This window comes from Halobacillus mangrovi (assembly GCF_002097535.1).
GTDB lineage: Bacteria > Bacillota > Bacilli > Bacillales > Halobacillaceae > Halobacillus > Halobacillus mangrovi_A.
The window spans coordinates 2149604-2165230 of record NZ_CP020772.1; the positions used below are offsets into that span (position 1 = coordinate 2149604).

The 15627-nt window shown below is 40.1% G+C and carries 17 protein-coding genes; all 17 read left to right on the top strand.

All coding sequences use genetic code 11. The annotated features are described in order from the left end of the window. Window positions 1-36: 36 nt before the first annotated feature. Window positions 37-1347 carry a ribosome biogenesis GTPase Der gene (gene der, locus HM131_RS10490; RefSeq protein ID WP_085029712.1) on the top strand — a complete coding sequence of 437 codons (1311 nt, stop codon included), beginning with the start codon at window positions 37-39 and terminating at the stop codon, window positions 1345-1347. A gap of 24 nt (window positions 1348-1371) precedes the next feature. After that, complete coding sequence (locus tag HM131_RS10495) at window positions 1372-2412, top strand: NAD(P)H-dependent glycerol-3-phosphate dehydrogenase (RefSeq protein ID WP_085029713.1); 1041 nt, start codon at window positions 1372-1374, stop codon at window positions 2410-2412. 61 nt (window positions 2413-2473) lie between these two features. After that, window positions 2474-2734: a stage VI sporulation protein F gene (locus HM131_RS10500; RefSeq protein WP_085029714.1), complete on the top strand. Its 261-nt coding sequence runs from the start codon at window positions 2474-2476 to the stop codon at window positions 2732-2734. A gap of 335 nt (window positions 2735-3069) precedes the next feature. After that, the gene (locus HM131_RS10505; RefSeq protein WP_085029715.1) at window positions 3070-3267 is read left to right on the top strand and encodes a DUF2768 domain-containing protein; all 198 of its coding nucleotides are present in this window, start codon (window positions 3070-3072) and stop codon (window positions 3265-3267) included. A gap of 18 nt (window positions 3268-3285) precedes the next feature. After that, complete coding sequence (locus tag HM131_RS10510) at window positions 3286-4011, top strand: hypothetical protein (protein WP_085029716.1); 726 nt, start codon at window positions 3286-3288, stop codon at window positions 4009-4011. Between the two features lie 227 nt (window positions 4012-4238). Further along, window positions 4239-5717, top strand: coding sequence for a stage IV sporulation protein A (gene spoIVA / locus HM131_RS10515; protein ID WP_085029717.1), 1479 nt, complete (start codon window positions 4239-4241; stop codon window positions 5715-5717). 830 nt (window positions 5718-6547) lie between these two features. Next, entirely contained in the window at window positions 6548-6820 is a 273-nt protein-coding gene (locus tag HM131_RS10520; RefSeq protein ID WP_014643523.1) for an HU family DNA-binding protein, read from the top strand. A gap of 138 nt (window positions 6821-6958) precedes the next feature. Beyond that, a complete protein-coding gene (mtrB, locus tag HM131_RS10525) occupies window positions 6959-7183 on the top strand; it encodes a trp RNA-binding attenuation protein MtrB (protein WP_085029718.1) in 225 nt (74 codons plus the stop codon). A gap of 96 nt (window positions 7184-7279) precedes the next feature. After that, entirely contained in the window at window positions 7280-8083 is an 804-nt protein-coding gene (locus tag HM131_RS10530) for a heptaprenyl diphosphate synthase component 1 (protein ID WP_085029719.1), read from the top strand. Between the two features lie 2 nt (window positions 8084-8085). After that, window positions 8086-8793 (top strand): demethylmenaquinone methyltransferase, encoded by a 708-nt coding sequence (locus HM131_RS10535; protein ID WP_085029720.1) that lies wholly within the window; start codon window positions 8086-8088, stop codon window positions 8791-8793. A 15-nt stretch (window positions 8794-8808) separates the two neighbouring features. Further along, window positions 8809-9780, top strand: a complete 972-nt coding sequence (gene hepT / locus HM131_RS10540) for a heptaprenyl diphosphate synthase component II (protein ID WP_085029721.1) — start codon at window positions 8809-8811, stop codon at window positions 9778-9780. Window positions 9781-9871: 91 nt separating this feature from the next. Beyond that, window positions 9872-10318, top strand: coding sequence for a nucleoside-diphosphate kinase (gene ndk, locus HM131_RS10545; protein ID WP_085029722.1), 447 nt, complete (start codon window positions 9872-9874; stop codon window positions 10316-10318). A gap of 485 nt (window positions 10319-10803) precedes the next feature. Further along, a complete protein-coding gene (gene aroC / locus HM131_RS10550) occupies window positions 10804-11973 on the top strand; it encodes a chorismate synthase (RefSeq protein WP_085029723.1) in 1170 nt (389 codons plus the stop codon). Continuing rightward, window positions 11974-13053 carry a 3-dehydroquinate synthase gene (gene aroB / locus HM131_RS10555; protein ID WP_085029724.1) on the top strand — a complete coding sequence of 360 codons (1080 nt, stop codon included), beginning with the start codon at window positions 11974-11976 and terminating at the stop codon, window positions 13051-13053. Continuing rightward, entirely contained in the window at window positions 13050-13412 is a 363-nt protein-coding gene (gene aroH / locus HM131_RS10560) for a chorismate mutase (RefSeq protein ID WP_085029725.1), read from the top strand. Before aroB ends, aroH begins: the two co-directional genes overlap by 4 nt. Window positions 13413-13427: 15 nt before the next feature. Then, window positions 13428-14522, top strand: coding sequence for a histidinol-phosphate transaminase (hisC, locus tag HM131_RS10565; protein WP_085029726.1), 1095 nt, complete (start codon window positions 13428-13430; stop codon window positions 14520-14522). Continuing rightward, window positions 14522-15622 carry a prephenate dehydrogenase gene (locus HM131_RS10570; RefSeq protein ID WP_085029727.1) on the top strand — a complete coding sequence of 367 codons (1101 nt, stop codon included), beginning with the start codon at window positions 14522-14524 and terminating at the stop codon, window positions 15620-15622. Before hisC ends, HM131_RS10570 begins: the two co-directional genes overlap by 1 nt. Window positions 15623-15627: the final 5 nt, after the last annotated feature.

Consider the following 15627-nt stretch of genomic DNA (forward strand, 5'->3'; position numbering starts at 1 on the left):
ATAATGAAATTAGAATGAGGAAAGGATGATCCTTTCATGAGAAAATCAGTTGTCGCGATAGTTGGACGGCCGAATATTGGAAAGTCTACGATTTTCAATCGGCTTGTTGGAGAAAGAATATCCATTGTAGAAGACACCCCTGGGGTGACTCGTGACCGTATCTATGCTGAAGCTGAATGGCTGACCACAACCTTTAATGTGATAGATACTGGTGGGATCGAACTTGGTGATGAGCCGCTACTTGTACAAATGAGAGCGCAAGCCCAAGTGGCAATCGATGAAGCAGATGTTATTATCTTCATGGTCAATAGCCGTGATGGAATTACAGGTGCTGATGAAGAAGTAGCAAAAATATTATTCAAATCGAATAAACCAGTTGTCCTTGCTGTGAATAAGGTTGACAATCCTGAAATGCGGGAGAATATTTATGAATTTTATTCGCTTGGATTTGGTGAGCCTTTTCCTATATCCGGTACACATGGCCTTGGCTTAGGGGACATGCTGGATGAGGTTGTTAATCACTTCCCGGAACAAGTACAAGAAGAAATCGAAGATGATACGATTCGCTTTAGTTTGATCGGCAGGCCGAATGTAGGGAAATCTTCCCTTGTTAACAGTCTTTTAGGTCAGGAGCGTGTTATCGTCAGTGATATTGCTGGAACCACTAGGGATGCGATTGACACACCTTTCTCTAAAGACGATCGAGACTTTGTGATTATTGATACAGCGGGGATGAGAAAACGAGGTAAAGTGTATGAATCAACTGAGAAATACAGTATCATTCGTGCGTTGAAAGCGATAGAACGATCTGATGTGGTCTTGACACTCATTGATGCTGATACAGGGATTCAGGAACAGGATAAGAAGATTGCCGGATATGCTCATGAAGCTGGAAAAGCTGTGATCATCGTTGTCAATAAGTGGGATACCGTGGATAAGGGAGAAAAGACGATGAAGGAATTTGAAGATAAAGTCCGTTCCGATTTCCGGTTCTTGGATTATGCTCCTATCGTATTTCTTTCGGCAAAAACGAAGAAACGGATTCATACGCTGCTGCCAAAAGTGCTTGAAGCTAGTGAGAACCATGCTAAACGTGTACAGACCAATATATTGAACGAAGTGATCATGGATGCGCTAGCCATGAATCCATCTCCGTCCATTAAAGGTCAGAAATTGAAAATTTTCTATGCTACTCAAGTTTCTGTTAAACCGCCTAGCTTTGTCGTGTTTGTCAACGAACCTGAGCTAATGCATTTCACTTATGAGCGTTTCTTGGAAAATAGAATACGAGAGGCTTTCGGATTTGAAGGAACTCCTATTAAAATTTTTGCCAGAAAACGCAGTTGATCGTAAATGAAGGGAGTAGGTAACATGGAAAAAGTAGCTGTTCTAGGGGCAGGAAGCTGGGGTACTGCTCTTGCCCTTGTCCTTGCCGATAACGGTCATGAGGTTGCTTTATGGTCACATAGGAAAGAACATGCCGATGAAATCAATCGTCTGCACACAAATGAGAAATATTTGAAAGGGATCTCTATCCCCGAAGCAATTGTAGCCGATAATGACTTGTCCAAAGTTGTTGATGGTGCTAAACACATCGTTCTTGTTGTACCAACCAAAGCAATTCGGGAAGTTTGTCAGGATTTGACGAAGGTACTTAAACAGAAGGTTATCATTACTCACGCTTCAAAAGGTATTGAACCAGAAACCTATAAGCGTGTCTCAGAAATTATTCAAGAAGAGATACCTAAAGAGTTTTACGAAGATATTGTTGTCCTCTCAGGACCTAGTCATGCTGAAGAAGTTAGCCTGAGACAGCCAACAACGGTAACAGTTTCTGCAGGGGAATTGCATGTTGCTGAGAATGTACAGGACCTCTTCATCAATAGTCAGTTCAGGGTTTATACGTCTCCGGATCTTGTCGGAGTTGAACTTGGTGGTGCTTTAAAAAATATTATAGCTCTGGGAGCGGGAATCTCTGATGGCCTTGGCTATGGAGACAATGCGAAAGCGGCTCTTATTACACGAGGGCTGGCTGAAATCGCCCGTCTAGGAACTTCTATGGGAGCTAATCCCCTTACTTTTTCTGGGCTTACAGGAATTGGTGATTTAATTGTCACTTGTACAAGTTCCCACAGCCGTAACTGGCGTGCCGGTTACAAATTAGGTCAGGGAAATGACTTAGATGAAGTACTGGAACAGATGGGAATGGTCGTGGAAGGAGTCCGCACAACGAAAGCTGCCTATCAACTTTCTAAAGATCAAGAAGTTGAGATGCCGATTACTGCTGGAATTTATCAAATTCTTTTTGAACAAGCGGATCCAAGAGATGTCGTGGACCAGTTAATGACAAGAATTCGCAGACATGAGATGGAAGATTTAACAAATATCTTAGATGATCAAATGAATGACTGACAAATGATCTCCTTTGTGCATAGACTATCAAGAACTTAACGCACGAGGAGGTCAACTGTATATGAGTGATTTTCAAAAGAATATTTTTGATCATTTGAAAAAGAAGGCCAATATCGATCCAGAAGATGTTTTTAAAGTAGCTAATTCTGTACAGAATGCGGACTTTACTGATGAGAAAACAGTTCGCAGATTGGTACGGCAGTTAGCCAAAGTTGCGAACAAACCAGTATCTAAGAAAAAAGAAGACAAAATCGTCGAAGCAATTACAAAGCAAAATATGCCTTTGGATATGAACACGTTAGGAAAGTTTTTAAAAGGTTGATCGGAAAGTGGGCGCCTGAGGAGGCAGTCCTTCAATAATATGCATAAAATAACTCGCAGCAATGATTATACATGAGCTGATCGGGAATTATTTAGTCAACCGGAACGTACATACGTTCCGGTGTTTTTTTGATAAGCTTTGTGGCGGTTAAGGTAAAAAGACGGATAAAGTAATTGGTATGGAATGCATATAGGATCCAGGTCATGCACCCTGTAAAGATATCCTTAAGCGAGCCTTTACACATACTCATCAGAACGGCTGTCGATACCCTTACGCTTTCACATCCACGTGTGATATAATACGAACAGCAAAATGTACATAAAGGGGGAACACCTATGTCTGAGTCAATGCTCAAAATGTACATTTCCTTCGCTGGAATCATATTTCTATTCCTTGCGTTGGGATTGATCTATTTAAGCAGACATAAATTATCCGGACTGTTATCTGGAATCGTAGCATTCTTTGCCTATACGTTCATGATTCTTGGCGGAATCATAATTTTTTATATCGTCTTCAGTGGGCCGACGGCGTAAGAAAAGGGGGACCTCATCATGAAATGGCTTAAATTTTTACTCTTGGTTCTGTGCATGATTGTCCTGTCGGGCTGCCTTTACCCAAGCGGTCAGCTTCAGAAAAACCAGGTACCTAATCAAGTTCAATTGGAGTCGGTCCAAACGGCTGTCGATACTTTTCAAAGCAATTCTGGCGGACTATTACCTATAAAAACGAAACCGCAAGATACCCCTGTTTTTCAAAAATATCAGCTTGACTTCAGTAAACTGAAGGAACAAGGGCTAATTGGAGAACTACCAGGAACTTCCTTTGAAAACGGCGGCCATTATCAGTACGTGATCATTCACCCTGAAAAAGATCCTACCGTAAAAGTGCTGGATTTAAGGACGACTGAAGAACTAAGATCACTGCAAGTAAAAGTAAGCTTTTATCAAGACAGTAATCGCTATCCACCGCTAGGTGATCAAATAGCACGGGGCGTGTACACATTAGATTATGAAAAAATTGGGTTGGAAGAAGAACCGATGATTGACAGCCCCTATTCCCAGAAGATGCTTCCCGTATATTTGAATGCCGAAGGAGAAGTATTAATTGATTATCGAAAAGACCTCTATAATTATTTGCAAAACAAGGACCACTCTTATGAAAGTGGAGATGACATACGTTACTTATTGACGGATCACGCACCATTTGTTCCCGGCTACTCCGAAGCATATACAGTAAGAGACGGAGAACCCATCTTCATGAGTGAATATGATTCCTAATAAGAACCGCTTCCCTTTGGGGAGCGGTTTTTCTATTGGATCTATAAATCTAAGTATCTTGAATGAGGATGATTATAGATTCATAAAATAAATGTGAGCCTTTCCCGTAAGGTGTACAGTTTTCTATTGCTTCTAGAATTTCTTGCATAATTCTCTAGGACAACATCATAGAATTAGATTGTCTAGGCTTGTATGTTGGTGAAATTTTTTATTTGGGAGGGGATCCTTTGGAAAAGGTAGATATCTTTAGTGATATTTCCAAACGGACGAATGGGGATATTTATTTAGGTGTCGTTGGAGCCGTTCGTACCGGCAAATCCACATTTATAAAGAAATTTATGGAACTTGTGGTCTTGCCGAATATGGAAGAAGAATCCGAGCGTGAACGAGCGATGGATGAACTTCCTCAAAGTGCGGCAGGTAAAACAATCATGACCACAGAACCAAAGTTTGTACCGAATCAAGCAGCGACCATCAATATTGACGACCATTTGGACATTCGTGTTCGTATGGTAGACTGCGTAGGGTATGCGGTCAAAGGTGCTGTTGGTTATGAGGATGAACATGGACCACGAATGATTCACACTCCGTGGTATGAAGAAGCCATTCCGTTTCATGAAGCAGCTGAGATAGGCACCCAAAAGGTTATCCAAGAGCATTCGACAATAGGAATTGTTGTAACCACAGATGGAACGATTGGAGATATTGCTCGCGAGGATTATGTAGAGGCAGAGGAGAAGGTCGTTGAAGAACTTAGAGATGTAGGAAAGCCTTTCATTATGATTGTAAACTCTGCACAGCCTCACGCAGAACGTACAGAGACTCTGAGGAGTCAACTGGCTGAGAAGTATGATATTCCAGTACTCGCTTTATCAGTTGAAAGTATGCGGGAGCAAGACGTACAAAGCGTTTTGAGAGAAGCCTTATTTGAATTCCCGGTGCTAGAGGTCAATGTGAACTTGCCGAGCTGGGTGATGGTGCTGGATTCAAGACACTGGCTCCGAGAAAACTTCCAGGCGGCCATTGAAGAAACTGTAAAAGACATCAAACGGCTTCGTGATGTAGATACAGTTGTTGGTAATTTCGACAATTACGAATATATAACGGGAGCTCATATTTCTGGTATGGATCTTGGTGAAGGAGTTGCTGAGATTGACTTGCAGGCACCGGAATACCTCTATGATCATGTTTTGAAGGAAATTGTAGGTGAAGAGATCCGCGGTAAAGATCACCTATTAGAAATCATGCAGGATTTCTCCCATGCTAAGCGAGAATATGACCAAGTGGCCGATGCCCTTCAAATGGTAAAACAAACGGGGTATGGAATTGCAGCACCTTCGCTTGAAGATATGTCGCTGGAAGAACCGGAAATCATTAGACAAGGATCAAGGTTTGGTGTTCGTTTGAAAGCAGTCGCCCCTTCAATTCACATGGTTAAAGTTGATGTTCAATCAGAGTTTTCACCAATTATTGGAACAGAAAAACAGAGTGAAGAGCTGGTAAGGTACCTGATGCAGGACTTTGAAGAAGATCCATTATCCATCTGGAATTCAGATATCTTTGGTCGTTCATTAAGTTCGATCGTACGTGAAGGTATCCAGGCGAAACTAGCTTTAATGCCTGAAAATGCGAGATATAAATTACAGGAAACTCTGGAGCGGATTATAAATGAAGGCTCCGGCGGCATGATTGCAATTATTCTATAACGGCTCCTAGTGGGCCGTTTTTAATTTTTTTGGTTATTGCGAAACAGCGTAAATGTCATTTGTTAATTTTCCGCTTTATACTTGTATTTTAGAATACATAACTTCGTGATAGGGAAGATGAAAAAATGGGAAGCAGGGTTGAGCGGTATATAAATTTATTTCATTTTCCTATTGTAGACACTCTGCAACTCCTTTTGATAAGCCTTCTTACAATCATTTGTAGGTTTTTATTATAGTATAAATCCAAGAATTCCTTTTGAAATAGTACGCCTTCAGATAAGGAACACTCATGCTGATGCTAAATGGGTAGGTTTAGCTCAAGTGAGAGATGGTTAGACTGGAATACGTCAAGACTCAGCCTTCTAAAATCACGACCAAGGAGAGTCTTTAAGACAAGTCTTTAGGTTAAGAAGTCGATTTTGGAAACAGCTGTTTTTGTGTTCAATTGCTCTTAAATTCTTACTTGAACATGAACAAATAGGGGATTAAAGCATTTTTTTCGAAAAAAATTTAAGTAAAAATAAAGGAATTCCCGTCTTCCATGTCGTAATATCCGTTTAAAGGATAAAAAAACAGTTAAAATCCTGTTATGACAAGGGTTGCAGCTTCTTGCATGTATTATTTTATTATGGTAAGCTACTCATGAAATGAAGCGGAATTCACCTTTAAAATCGCTTTGTAACGCGATTGTTAAAGGATTATCTATTGAATTTCGTCAGAAACTCGTTTAATATAAGGCGTGTCATCAATTGATGACTGCTATATAAACATTTGAAGTGCATTATCGTGTACTAGAATGAGATCAACCCTCTTGGGAGGAGGTGAATGTCATGAACAAAACAGATCTAATCAACGCAGTATCTGAAAAAACTGATCTTTCTAAGAAAGATGCTACACAAGCTGTAGATTCTGTATTCGAATCTATCATGGATTCACTTAAAGACGGTGAGAAAGTCCAACTTATCGGATTCGGAAACTTTGAAGTTCGTGAGCGTGCGGCACGTAAAGGTCGTAACCCACAAACTGGTGAGGAGATTGAAATCTCTGCAAGCAAAGTTCCAGCTTTCAAACCAGGTAAAGCCCTTAAAGATGCGGTTAAATAATTAGCTACATAGGGCTAAAAAGGGTGCAAATTGCACCCTTTTTTCTTATTTTTGGGCATAAATAAAGAGAGTATAGAATTTTTGACATGAACAAGCTTGTAAGAGATAGTAGAAGTAGAGGAAGGTGGCTTGAATAATATGACTACATCAAATAATGATTTTTTTGTCATTAAAGCCTTAGAGGATGGAGTGAATGTCATTGGGCTGACACGTGGAACGGATACCAGGTTCCATCACTCAGAGAAGCTGGACCGTGGGGAAGTTATGATTGCTCAGTTTACTGAACATACTTCAGCGGTGAAGGTTCGTGGCAAAGCAGTTATTCAGACAAGTCATGGAGAATTGACGAATGAAGCAGAGTGATTAGCTCTGCTTGTTTAATCGAGTTTACATATAAAGCGCTTAATGGTGAATTATGCTATAATGAGTGTGGTTTATTAGTGTTCATGAAGGGATCAGGTGATCAAGTTGAATTCATCAGATAACGATATCAAACTACTTAAAGAAAAAATCGCATCAAAAGTTCGCCATCCTTTTTTGGCACGTTTCATACCTGAACCGACCATAGATGAAGATAAATTGGTTATCTTAACGTCGATTATGGATCATACGAATCTTTCTGATGTAAAAAAAGAGCAGTATATCATTACGACCATGCTTGTACAAATTGCTTTGGATACGCATGATCTTGTGTCTTTGACAGAAGAGGACGATGATCATGAAACCATACGTCAGCGGCAGCTGACCGTACTCGCTGGCGATTATTACAGCGGTTTATATTACTATCTGTTATCTCAACTTGATGATATACCGATGATCCACACACTCGCAGGAGCAATTAAAGAAATCAATGAACTAAAAATGGAGCTTTACTACAAAGATGTGGAATCGTTTCAAGAATTCCTAAACGGTCTGAAAAAAATCGAGTCTCTGTTAATTCAGAGAGTTGCTTCTTACGTGCAGAAAACAACCATAAATGATATGGCCGGTGAGTGGCTGCTTGCTAAGAAATTACTAGAAGAAAAGCAGAGTTACCAGGAAGGAAAATTCTCACTGCTCATTGATGTGTTAATGAACCGTTCAGGGATCATTGGGAACAGCGGTCAAGTTATTATGAATATCGAACAAATCCTTCAAAGCCACGTCCATCGTTTGGAAGTGACTGTTTCCCAACTTCCTATTCATTTTAATTGGCTCAAATCCTATGTTCATGCTGCAATACATCACCAATTCAATCAGAGAAAGATAGCGGAAGAAGGGTAAGAATGGAACAGCAAACAAAAGAGGAACGTGTTCATCACGTATTTGAAAAAATATATAACCGGTATGACAAAATGAATTCAATCATTTCATTCCAACAGCACAAGCTATGGCGTAACGATGTAATGAAACGGATGCAAGTCTCCGAGGGAGATCAAGCTTTAGATGTATGTTGTGGGACTGGTGACTGGACAATGGCGCTTGCAGATGCTGTAGGACCGTATGGAAAGGTAATTGGCCTCGATTTCAGCATCAACATGCTTTCAGTTGGTATAAAAAAGAAAATGGATTCTCATGTTAAGCAAGTAGAGTTTGAACACGGAAATGCAATGGAGCTTCCTTTCGAAGATAATTGTTTCGACTACGTAACCATAGGGTTCGGACTTAGAAATGTACCTAATTATCTGCAGGTACTTAAAGAGATGCACCGTGTTGTTAAACCTGGGGGAAAAGTTGTTTGTCTAGAGACTTCACAGCCTTCCAATGCTTTATTTAAGTCCATCTATTATTTCTATTTCAGCAATGTTATGCCGATCTTTGGAAAAATCTTTGCTAAAAGCTATCAAGAATACAGCTGGCTTCAGGAGTCTGCTAAAGATTTCCCTGACAAGATCGAATTGAAGAGAATGTTTGAAGAAGCAGGATTAACCAATGTTCAAGTGAAATCCTATACGGGTGGCGTGGCAGCCATGCATATGGGGGAAAAGCAATAGTTAGGGATGAAATAAATGAAATTAGCGATGATATATTCTTTTTTAAAACAGGATTTGACTACAATTGAATCAGCTGTTAACGAAACAATTCAGTCGGATAATCCAGTGTTAAGAGAGGCGTCAAGTCAACTGCTGCAGGCGGGTGGGAAAAGAATCCGTCCGGTTTTTGTCTTGTTGGCAGGAAAATTCGGTAATTATGATATTGAAAAAATGAAAGCAGTCGCGGTTTCTCTAGAACTTATACATACAGCTTCTCTCGTACACGATGACGTTATTGATGAAGCAGAACTAAGGCGCGGCGAGCCTACAATTAAGTCCCGCTGGGATAATAGGATTGCCATGTACACTGGAGACTATATTTTTGCTCGATCCCTTGAGAATTTATCAGCATTGGAGAATCCTAGAGCTCATCAAATCCTTGCAAAAACTATGGTTGAATTGTGTCTTGGCGAAATCGAACAGATAAGAGATAAATATAATAGTAAACAAAATCTCCGAACATACTTACGTCGTATTAAGCGGAAAACAGCGTTGTTGATTGCAGCAAGCTGCCGGCTTGGTGCAATCGCAGCAGATGTTAAACAAGAAGAAGAAACCGCCTTGTACCAATATGGCTACTATGTTGGAATGTCTTATCAAATTATCGATGACGTACTAGACTTTACGGCTTCAGAACAAGAATTAGGAAAACCTGCAGGCAGTGACTTGCTCCAGGGGAATATCACTTTGCCCGTTCTCTATTCAATGGAGGATGAAGGCTTCAGACAACAGTTAGAGGAGCTTTTCGCCAAGGGTGAAGACTTGAATGCTGAAGATCTTCAACCGGTTATTCAACAAATAAAGGCTAATGGATCTATAGAAAAGTCGTTAGAGGTGAGTGACAGGTACCTGGCTAAAGCTTATAACTCCCTTTCTAAACTGCCAGCTAATCGCGCAAAACAAACGTTGAAAGGGATCGCAAAGTATATAGGGAAAAGAAGGGCATAACTCTATTGCTATCCCTTACATTATTTGATAGACTTTTTATGGCACTTATTAAAAGCGCTTTCAATCTAATACATAAAATGAGGTGTATCACATGGAAAAGACTTTTTTAATGGTTAAGCCTGACGGAGTACAGCGTAATTTAATTGGGGAGATTGTATCTAGATTTGAAAAGAAAGGTTTCAAGTTAGTTGGCGCTAAGCTTATGGTGATTCCTCAATCACTTGCTGAAAAGCACTACGGTGAACATAAAGATAAGCCTTTCTTTGGAGAGCTTGTGGATTTCATCACATCTGGTCCTGTATTCGCCATGGTATGGGAAGGGGAAGAGGTTATTGCCACTGCCCGTAAAATGATGGGAACTACGAAACCTCAAGATGCAGCTCCTGGAACGATCCGAGGAGACTTCGGTGTCACAGTTGGTAAAAACGTCATTCATGGTTCAGATTCACCAGAAAGCGCTGAAAAGGAAATTAATCTCTTCTTTGACCAAAGCGAACAATCCGATTATGAGAAAGATAATCTAAGCTGGGTTTATTAATCAAGTAAAACCGCCTGAGTTCCAGGCGGTTTTTTCATTGTCTAAGAAATTTGTGTATGGATAACTTTATGGGGGGTGAGGCTATATCCATCTCCTGCCTAGCGCTCGAGTCCATAAGTGAATCGGTTTATCTTGATAATTTTTGCTAGATTCTACCTTCTATTTTTTCCTAGTTTTTATAGAACTATTTACATCTTCACCGCGTTAAAGTACCATTGAAAGTAAGGTGCCTAAAAAAATTTATTTATTTATGAATGATGATTACTTATGCAACATTAACAATAATGGGTTTTACACCCTTTATAAAAGTAGGATTGAAGTAGTTGCTTTATGATAATAGGGAATTAAACACATGGATCTTTAAACTTTTTAAAAAATTGAATATTTAAAGAACACAAATATAATTCCTTGTGATATAGTAATACGTAAAATTTATTGCTGAGAATACTTTCAGTTTTTATACATCTGATAGGAGGACTTTGTTCATGCGTTATTTAACCGCTGGCGAATCACATGGTAAACAATTAACAACCATCATTGAAGGAGTACCATCACATCTCCCTTTATTAAGAGAGCAAATCAACGAATCGTTGATCCGTCGTCAAGGTGGATACGGGCGCGGAAAACGTATGCAAATAGAAAAAGATCTTGTTGAAATCACGAGTGGTGTACGTCACGGTTATACATTGGGTTCACCAATCACGTTAGTCGTACATAATGATGATTTTAAGCATTGGACCGATATCATGGGAGAAGACCCTCTTCCTGAGGAAACTAAGGATATCCGTCGTACTGTAACTAAACCACGACCAGGGCATGCAGATTTAAACGGAGGCATGAAATACGGGCACCGCGACATGAGAAATGTACTTGAACGTTCTTCTGCAAGAGAGACAGCTGCTCGTGTTGGGGCTGGTGCAGTAGCGAAGGTGTTATTAAGTGAATTAGGTATAGAGGTTTCAGGCTACGTAAGAGAGATAGCTGGAATTGTTAGTGATGTAGATGAGAATCTTTCTTTAAGGGAGCGGAGAGAAATTTCTGAAGCCTCTCCAGTCAGGACATTTGATGAGGATGCTGCTGAGAAAATGATGAAAGCAATCGATGTTGCGAAAAAAGAAGGCGATTCTATTGGAGGTGTCTGTGAGGTTTATGTAGAGGGTATGCCTCCAGGGATCGGGTCCTATGTTCAATATGACCGGAAGCTCGATGCGAAGATCGCAGGCAGTGTAATGAGCATCAACGCTTTTAAAGGTGTTGAATTCGGAATTGGATTTGAAGCAGCAAGAAGAAACGGCAGTCAGGTTCACGATGAAATACTATGGAGTGAAGAACGGGGCTACTATCGCCGTACGAATCGTCTGGGTGGTTTTGAAGGCGGAATGACAACAGGGATGCCTATCGTTGTAAAAGGCGTAATGAAGCCTATACCAACGCTGTATAAGCCGTTGCAAAGTGTAGACATTGATACAAAAGAGCCTTTTAACGCTAGTATTGAACGTTCTGATTCTTGTGCCGTTCCTGCAGCTTCCGTAGTTATGGAACACATTGTAGCTTTTGAACTTGCAAAGGCTATTACGGATGAATTTCCCGCTGACTATTTCCCTCGTCTGAAAAGAGCCGTTGATGATTATCGGCAGGAAGTTAGGGAATTTTAAATGACATCTTTAATGATCCAATCAAGTACTCATGATTACGAAGTCATATTAAAAGCGGGCGCACGGCGAGAATTGGCTAACTACATTGATGAGTCTTATCGATCTATTCTTATCATTTCAGATGATAAAGTTGCTCAGTTTTATTTGGAAGACGTTGTTCAAAGCCTAAAGGAAAACCACAAAGTCCATACTTCAATTATTCCATCTGGGGAGTCCTCCAAAAGCATGGCTCAATACGAAAAGTTACTTGATGATTGTATTGATGCTCAACTTGACCGGAAGTCTTTAATTATTGCACTAGGAGGCGGGATGGTTGGTGATTTAGCGGGCTTTGTAGCTTCTACCTACCTGAGAGGGATCGATTTCATCCAAATGCCTACGACAATTCTTGCGCATGACAGCAGTGTAGGAGGAAAGGTTGCCATCAATCATAAAAAAGGGAAAAATATGATCGGTAGTTTTTATAATCCTGTGATGGTTATCTACGATACGGAAACTCTGTCGACATTGTCGGAGGAAGAAATTCGTTCAGGTTATGGAGAGGTGATTAAACACGCCCTGTTATGCGATGAAGAATGGACAAACGAATTATTTCAGTTATCTTTGCCTTCTTTAACGACAGACCAGTTGACATCAGACCTCACGAGAGGAATTCGTGTCAAAGCGGATATTGTAGAAAAAGATGAGAAGGAACAAGGCTTAAGAAGACACTTAAATCTAGGCCATACTTTGGCTCATGCAATAGAAGCAGAGCTTGGGTATGGAAAGATTACCCATGGAGAGGCTGTCGCGATAGGAATTTCTTTTACTCTGCAACTGAGCAGAAGTAAACTCACTTCTAATTTACCGGTGATTGATTATGTAAATTGGATGAAGGAAAACAAGTATCCTGTTCAAAAATTACAAGACCTCAAGCCCGAATTATTAGTTGAAAGAATGAAATGGGATAAAAAAGCTGTTCAACAAAACATTCATTATGTTTTGTTGACGAATATCGGGTCTCCGTGTGTCATGCCAGTTTCAGAGGGAGAACTGAAAGAAGAACTGAAACGTTTTTTTGAAGAGGTGATTCTTACATGATACGTGGAATTAGAGGGGCAACCACAGTTGAAAACAACGAAGCTAAAGAAATCATTTCCCGGTCTGTAGATTTATTACAAGAGATGGTGAAGGAAAATGATATTAAACCTGATGATGTGGCGTCTGTATTTTTTACAGTGACAGGAGACATTAATGACACATTTCCTGCAAAATCCCTACGTGAGTTGGAGGGTTGGACATATGTTCCAGTTATGTGTATGACAGAAATTCCTGTGCCCGGAAGTCTACCATTATGTATTCGAGTGATGGTTACTGTGAATACAGACAAAGAGCAAAAAGAAGTAAAGCATATCTATCATTATGAAGCTAGACAGTTGAGACCAGATTTAAAGCGTTGAGAGGAGTTTTTCCAGATGAAAGCGAAAGATATTCTAAAAACGATGAAACCATACAAGCCTGGGAAGGGAATAGAAGAGGTTAAAAAAGAATTCGGGTTAGAACGGATTGTAAAACTTGCTTCTAATGAAAACCCAAATGGATTCTCTCCCAAAGTAAAAGAGGAATTACCAAAGTTAATCTCCAAGCTGGAAATCTATCCTGATGGCTATGCGGCTGCAATAAGAAAGAAGGTAGCAGAATTTATAAGTGTGGATGAGGAGCAGCTTATTTTCGGAAATGGATCAGATGAAGTGGTGCAGATCATTTGCCGCACCTTTTTGGAGCCTGGATCTAATACGATAATGGCGACTCCAACTTTTCCTCAATATCGTCATAATGCGTTGATTGAGGGAGCAGAGGTTAGAGAAGTTCCTCTTGTGGAAGGTCATCATGATTTAGAGGAAATGCTTTCGCAGATCGATTCTGAAACTAGAGTGCTATGGATCTGTACACCCAACAATCCGACTGGTGTCCATATAAATGAAACTACCTTAAAGTCTGTTCTTGACCGCGTACCCGACCATGTACTAGTTGTTCTGGATGAAGCTTATTTTGAGTATGTAGAAGCAGATGACTTTTTTGATTCACTCTCTGTTATAGATCAATATTCAAATCTAATGGTATTGCGCACATTCTCGAAAGCTTACGGATTGGCTGGACTAAGGATCGGATATGGTGTTGCACAAAATAATTTGATTCAGTTATTAGAACCAGCAAGAGAACCTTTTAATACTTCTACAGTAGCTCAAGCGGCTGCGATTTTGGCTTTAGATGATCAGGATTTCATAGAAAAATCTTTTGAAGAAAATATAAACAACAAGAAGGCATTAATGGAATTTTGCGAAGAACAAGGGTTGACTTACTTTGATTCTCAAGCGAACTTTTTACTCATCCATTTACCTATGAGCGGAGATGAAATGTTCGAATACCTTCTTTCTAAGGGATTTATTGTTCGTTCTGGAGAAGCGCTTGGCCTCCCAAATTCTATTAGACTGACTGTCGGTAAAAAAGAGGATATGCAGCGCATCCAGGAGGAAATGAAGATCAAGTTGAATTCAGGTGCTAGGTAATGAAAGAAACGGTTTTAATCGTCGGGCTTGGCTTAATAGGCGGTTCATTAGCCATGAACGTATCAGAAAAAGAAGATGTATTTGTCATCGGGATGGATAAGGATGAAGAAACGATGAACATGGCTTTGAAACAAGGGGTCATTCACCAAGCTTCTAAAAGTTTTTCGAAAGCCGTAAAGGAAGCGGATATTTTAATCCTTGCGACACCAATATCCATCACCATCGAATTTCTTAACCAGCTGGAGGATGTAGACCTTTCAAAACCGTTGCTGGTAACGGATGTGTCCTCAGTTAAAAATAAAGTGCTGGAAGCAGCAAATAAGCTTACACACCCGCGGCTTTCTTTCGTGGGAGGGCACCCTATGGCTGGATCCCATAAGCAAGGATACACAGCTGCTAAACCGCATTTATTCGAAAACGCAATCTACGTTTTGACGCCTTCGATCCATGCGACAGAAGCGGAAGCAGAGAGACTGAAGCAATTATTTTCAAAAACAGGGGCCAGGTTTTTAACGTTTACAACAAGTGAACATGACGAAATGACCGCAGTCATTTCCCATTTTCCACATTTAATTGCATCGTCTTTAGTTCACCAGGCTAGAGAATGGCAAAAAACTCACCCCTATATTGAACATTTAGCAGCAGGCGGGTTTAAAGATATTACAAGAATTGCATCTAGTAATCCGAAGCTCTGGCAGGATATCTTTTTTCAAAATCGTACACTGCTTATATCAATGCTGGATGACTGGATTGATGAAATGCAGACAGTAAGAAACTTTTTGCAAGAACAAGAAAGCGAGCAAACCTATCAGTATTTAGTAGAAGCAAAACAGTATAGAGATGGTTTACCTGTGCGTGAAAAGGGTGCGATTCCATCTTTCTATGATATCTATGTTGACATTCATGACCAGCCAGGTGCGATTCATGATGTCATAGGTTTACTTGCAGATGAGAATATCAGCATTAAAAACATACAAATTCTAGAGATTCGAGAAGGAATTACCGGTGTTTTACGAATCAGTTTTGCTACAAGTGAAGACCAAGTCGGTAGCAAAAAGCTGCTAGAAAAGCATCAATATGAAGTGATGTTACAACAGTAAGGGGT

Excerpts from the sequence above, each read along its gene's own strand:
- aroC (WP_085029723.1), top strand. The coding sequence starts at position 10,804 with ATGCGTTATTTAACCGCTGGCGAATCACATGGTAAACAATTAACAACC.
- hepT (WP_085029721.1), top strand. The coding sequence starts at position 8,809 with ATGAAATTAGCGATGATATATTCTTTTTTAAAACAGGATTTGACTACA.
- der (WP_085029712.1), top strand. The coding sequence starts at position 37 with ATGAGAAAATCAGTTGTCGCGATAGTTGGACGGCCGAATATTGGAAAG.
- ndk (WP_085029722.1), top strand. The coding sequence starts at position 9,872 with ATGGAAAAGACTTTTTTAATGGTTAAGCCTGACGGAGTACAGCGTAAT.
- aroB (WP_085029724.1), top strand. The coding sequence starts at position 11,974 with ATGACATCTTTAATGATCCAATCAAGTACTCATGATTACGAAGTCATA.
- mtrB (WP_085029718.1), top strand. The coding sequence starts at position 6,959 with ATGACTACATCAAATAATGATTTTTTTGTCATTAAAGCCTTAGAGGAT.
- HM131_RS10570 (WP_085029727.1), top strand. The coding sequence starts at position 14,522 with ATGAAAGAAACGGTTTTAATCGTCGGGCTTGGCTTAATAGGCGGTTCA.
- hisC (WP_085029726.1), top strand. The coding sequence starts at position 13,428 with ATGAAAGCGAAAGATATTCTAAAAACGATGAAACCATACAAGCCTGGG.
- HM131_RS10505 (WP_085029715.1), top strand. The coding sequence starts at position 3,070 with ATGTCTGAGTCAATGCTCAAAATGTACATTTCCTTCGCTGGAATCATA.
- HM131_RS10520 (WP_014643523.1), top strand. The coding sequence starts at position 6,548 with ATGAACAAAACAGATCTAATCAACGCAGTATCTGAAAAAACTGATCTT.
- aroH (WP_085029725.1), top strand. The coding sequence starts at position 13,050 with ATGATACGTGGAATTAGAGGGGCAACCACAGTTGAAAACAACGAAGCT.
- HM131_RS10500 (WP_085029714.1), top strand. The coding sequence starts at position 2,474 with ATGAGTGATTTTCAAAAGAATATTTTTGATCATTTGAAAAAGAAGGCC.
- HM131_RS10535 (WP_085029720.1), top strand. The coding sequence starts at position 8,086 with ATGGAACAGCAAACAAAAGAGGAACGTGTTCATCACGTATTTGAAAAA.
- HM131_RS10510 (WP_085029716.1), top strand. The coding sequence starts at position 3,286 with ATGAAATGGCTTAAATTTTTACTCTTGGTTCTGTGCATGATTGTCCTG.
- HM131_RS10495 (WP_085029713.1), top strand. The coding sequence starts at position 1,372 with ATGGAAAAAGTAGCTGTTCTAGGGGCAGGAAGCTGGGGTACTGCTCTT.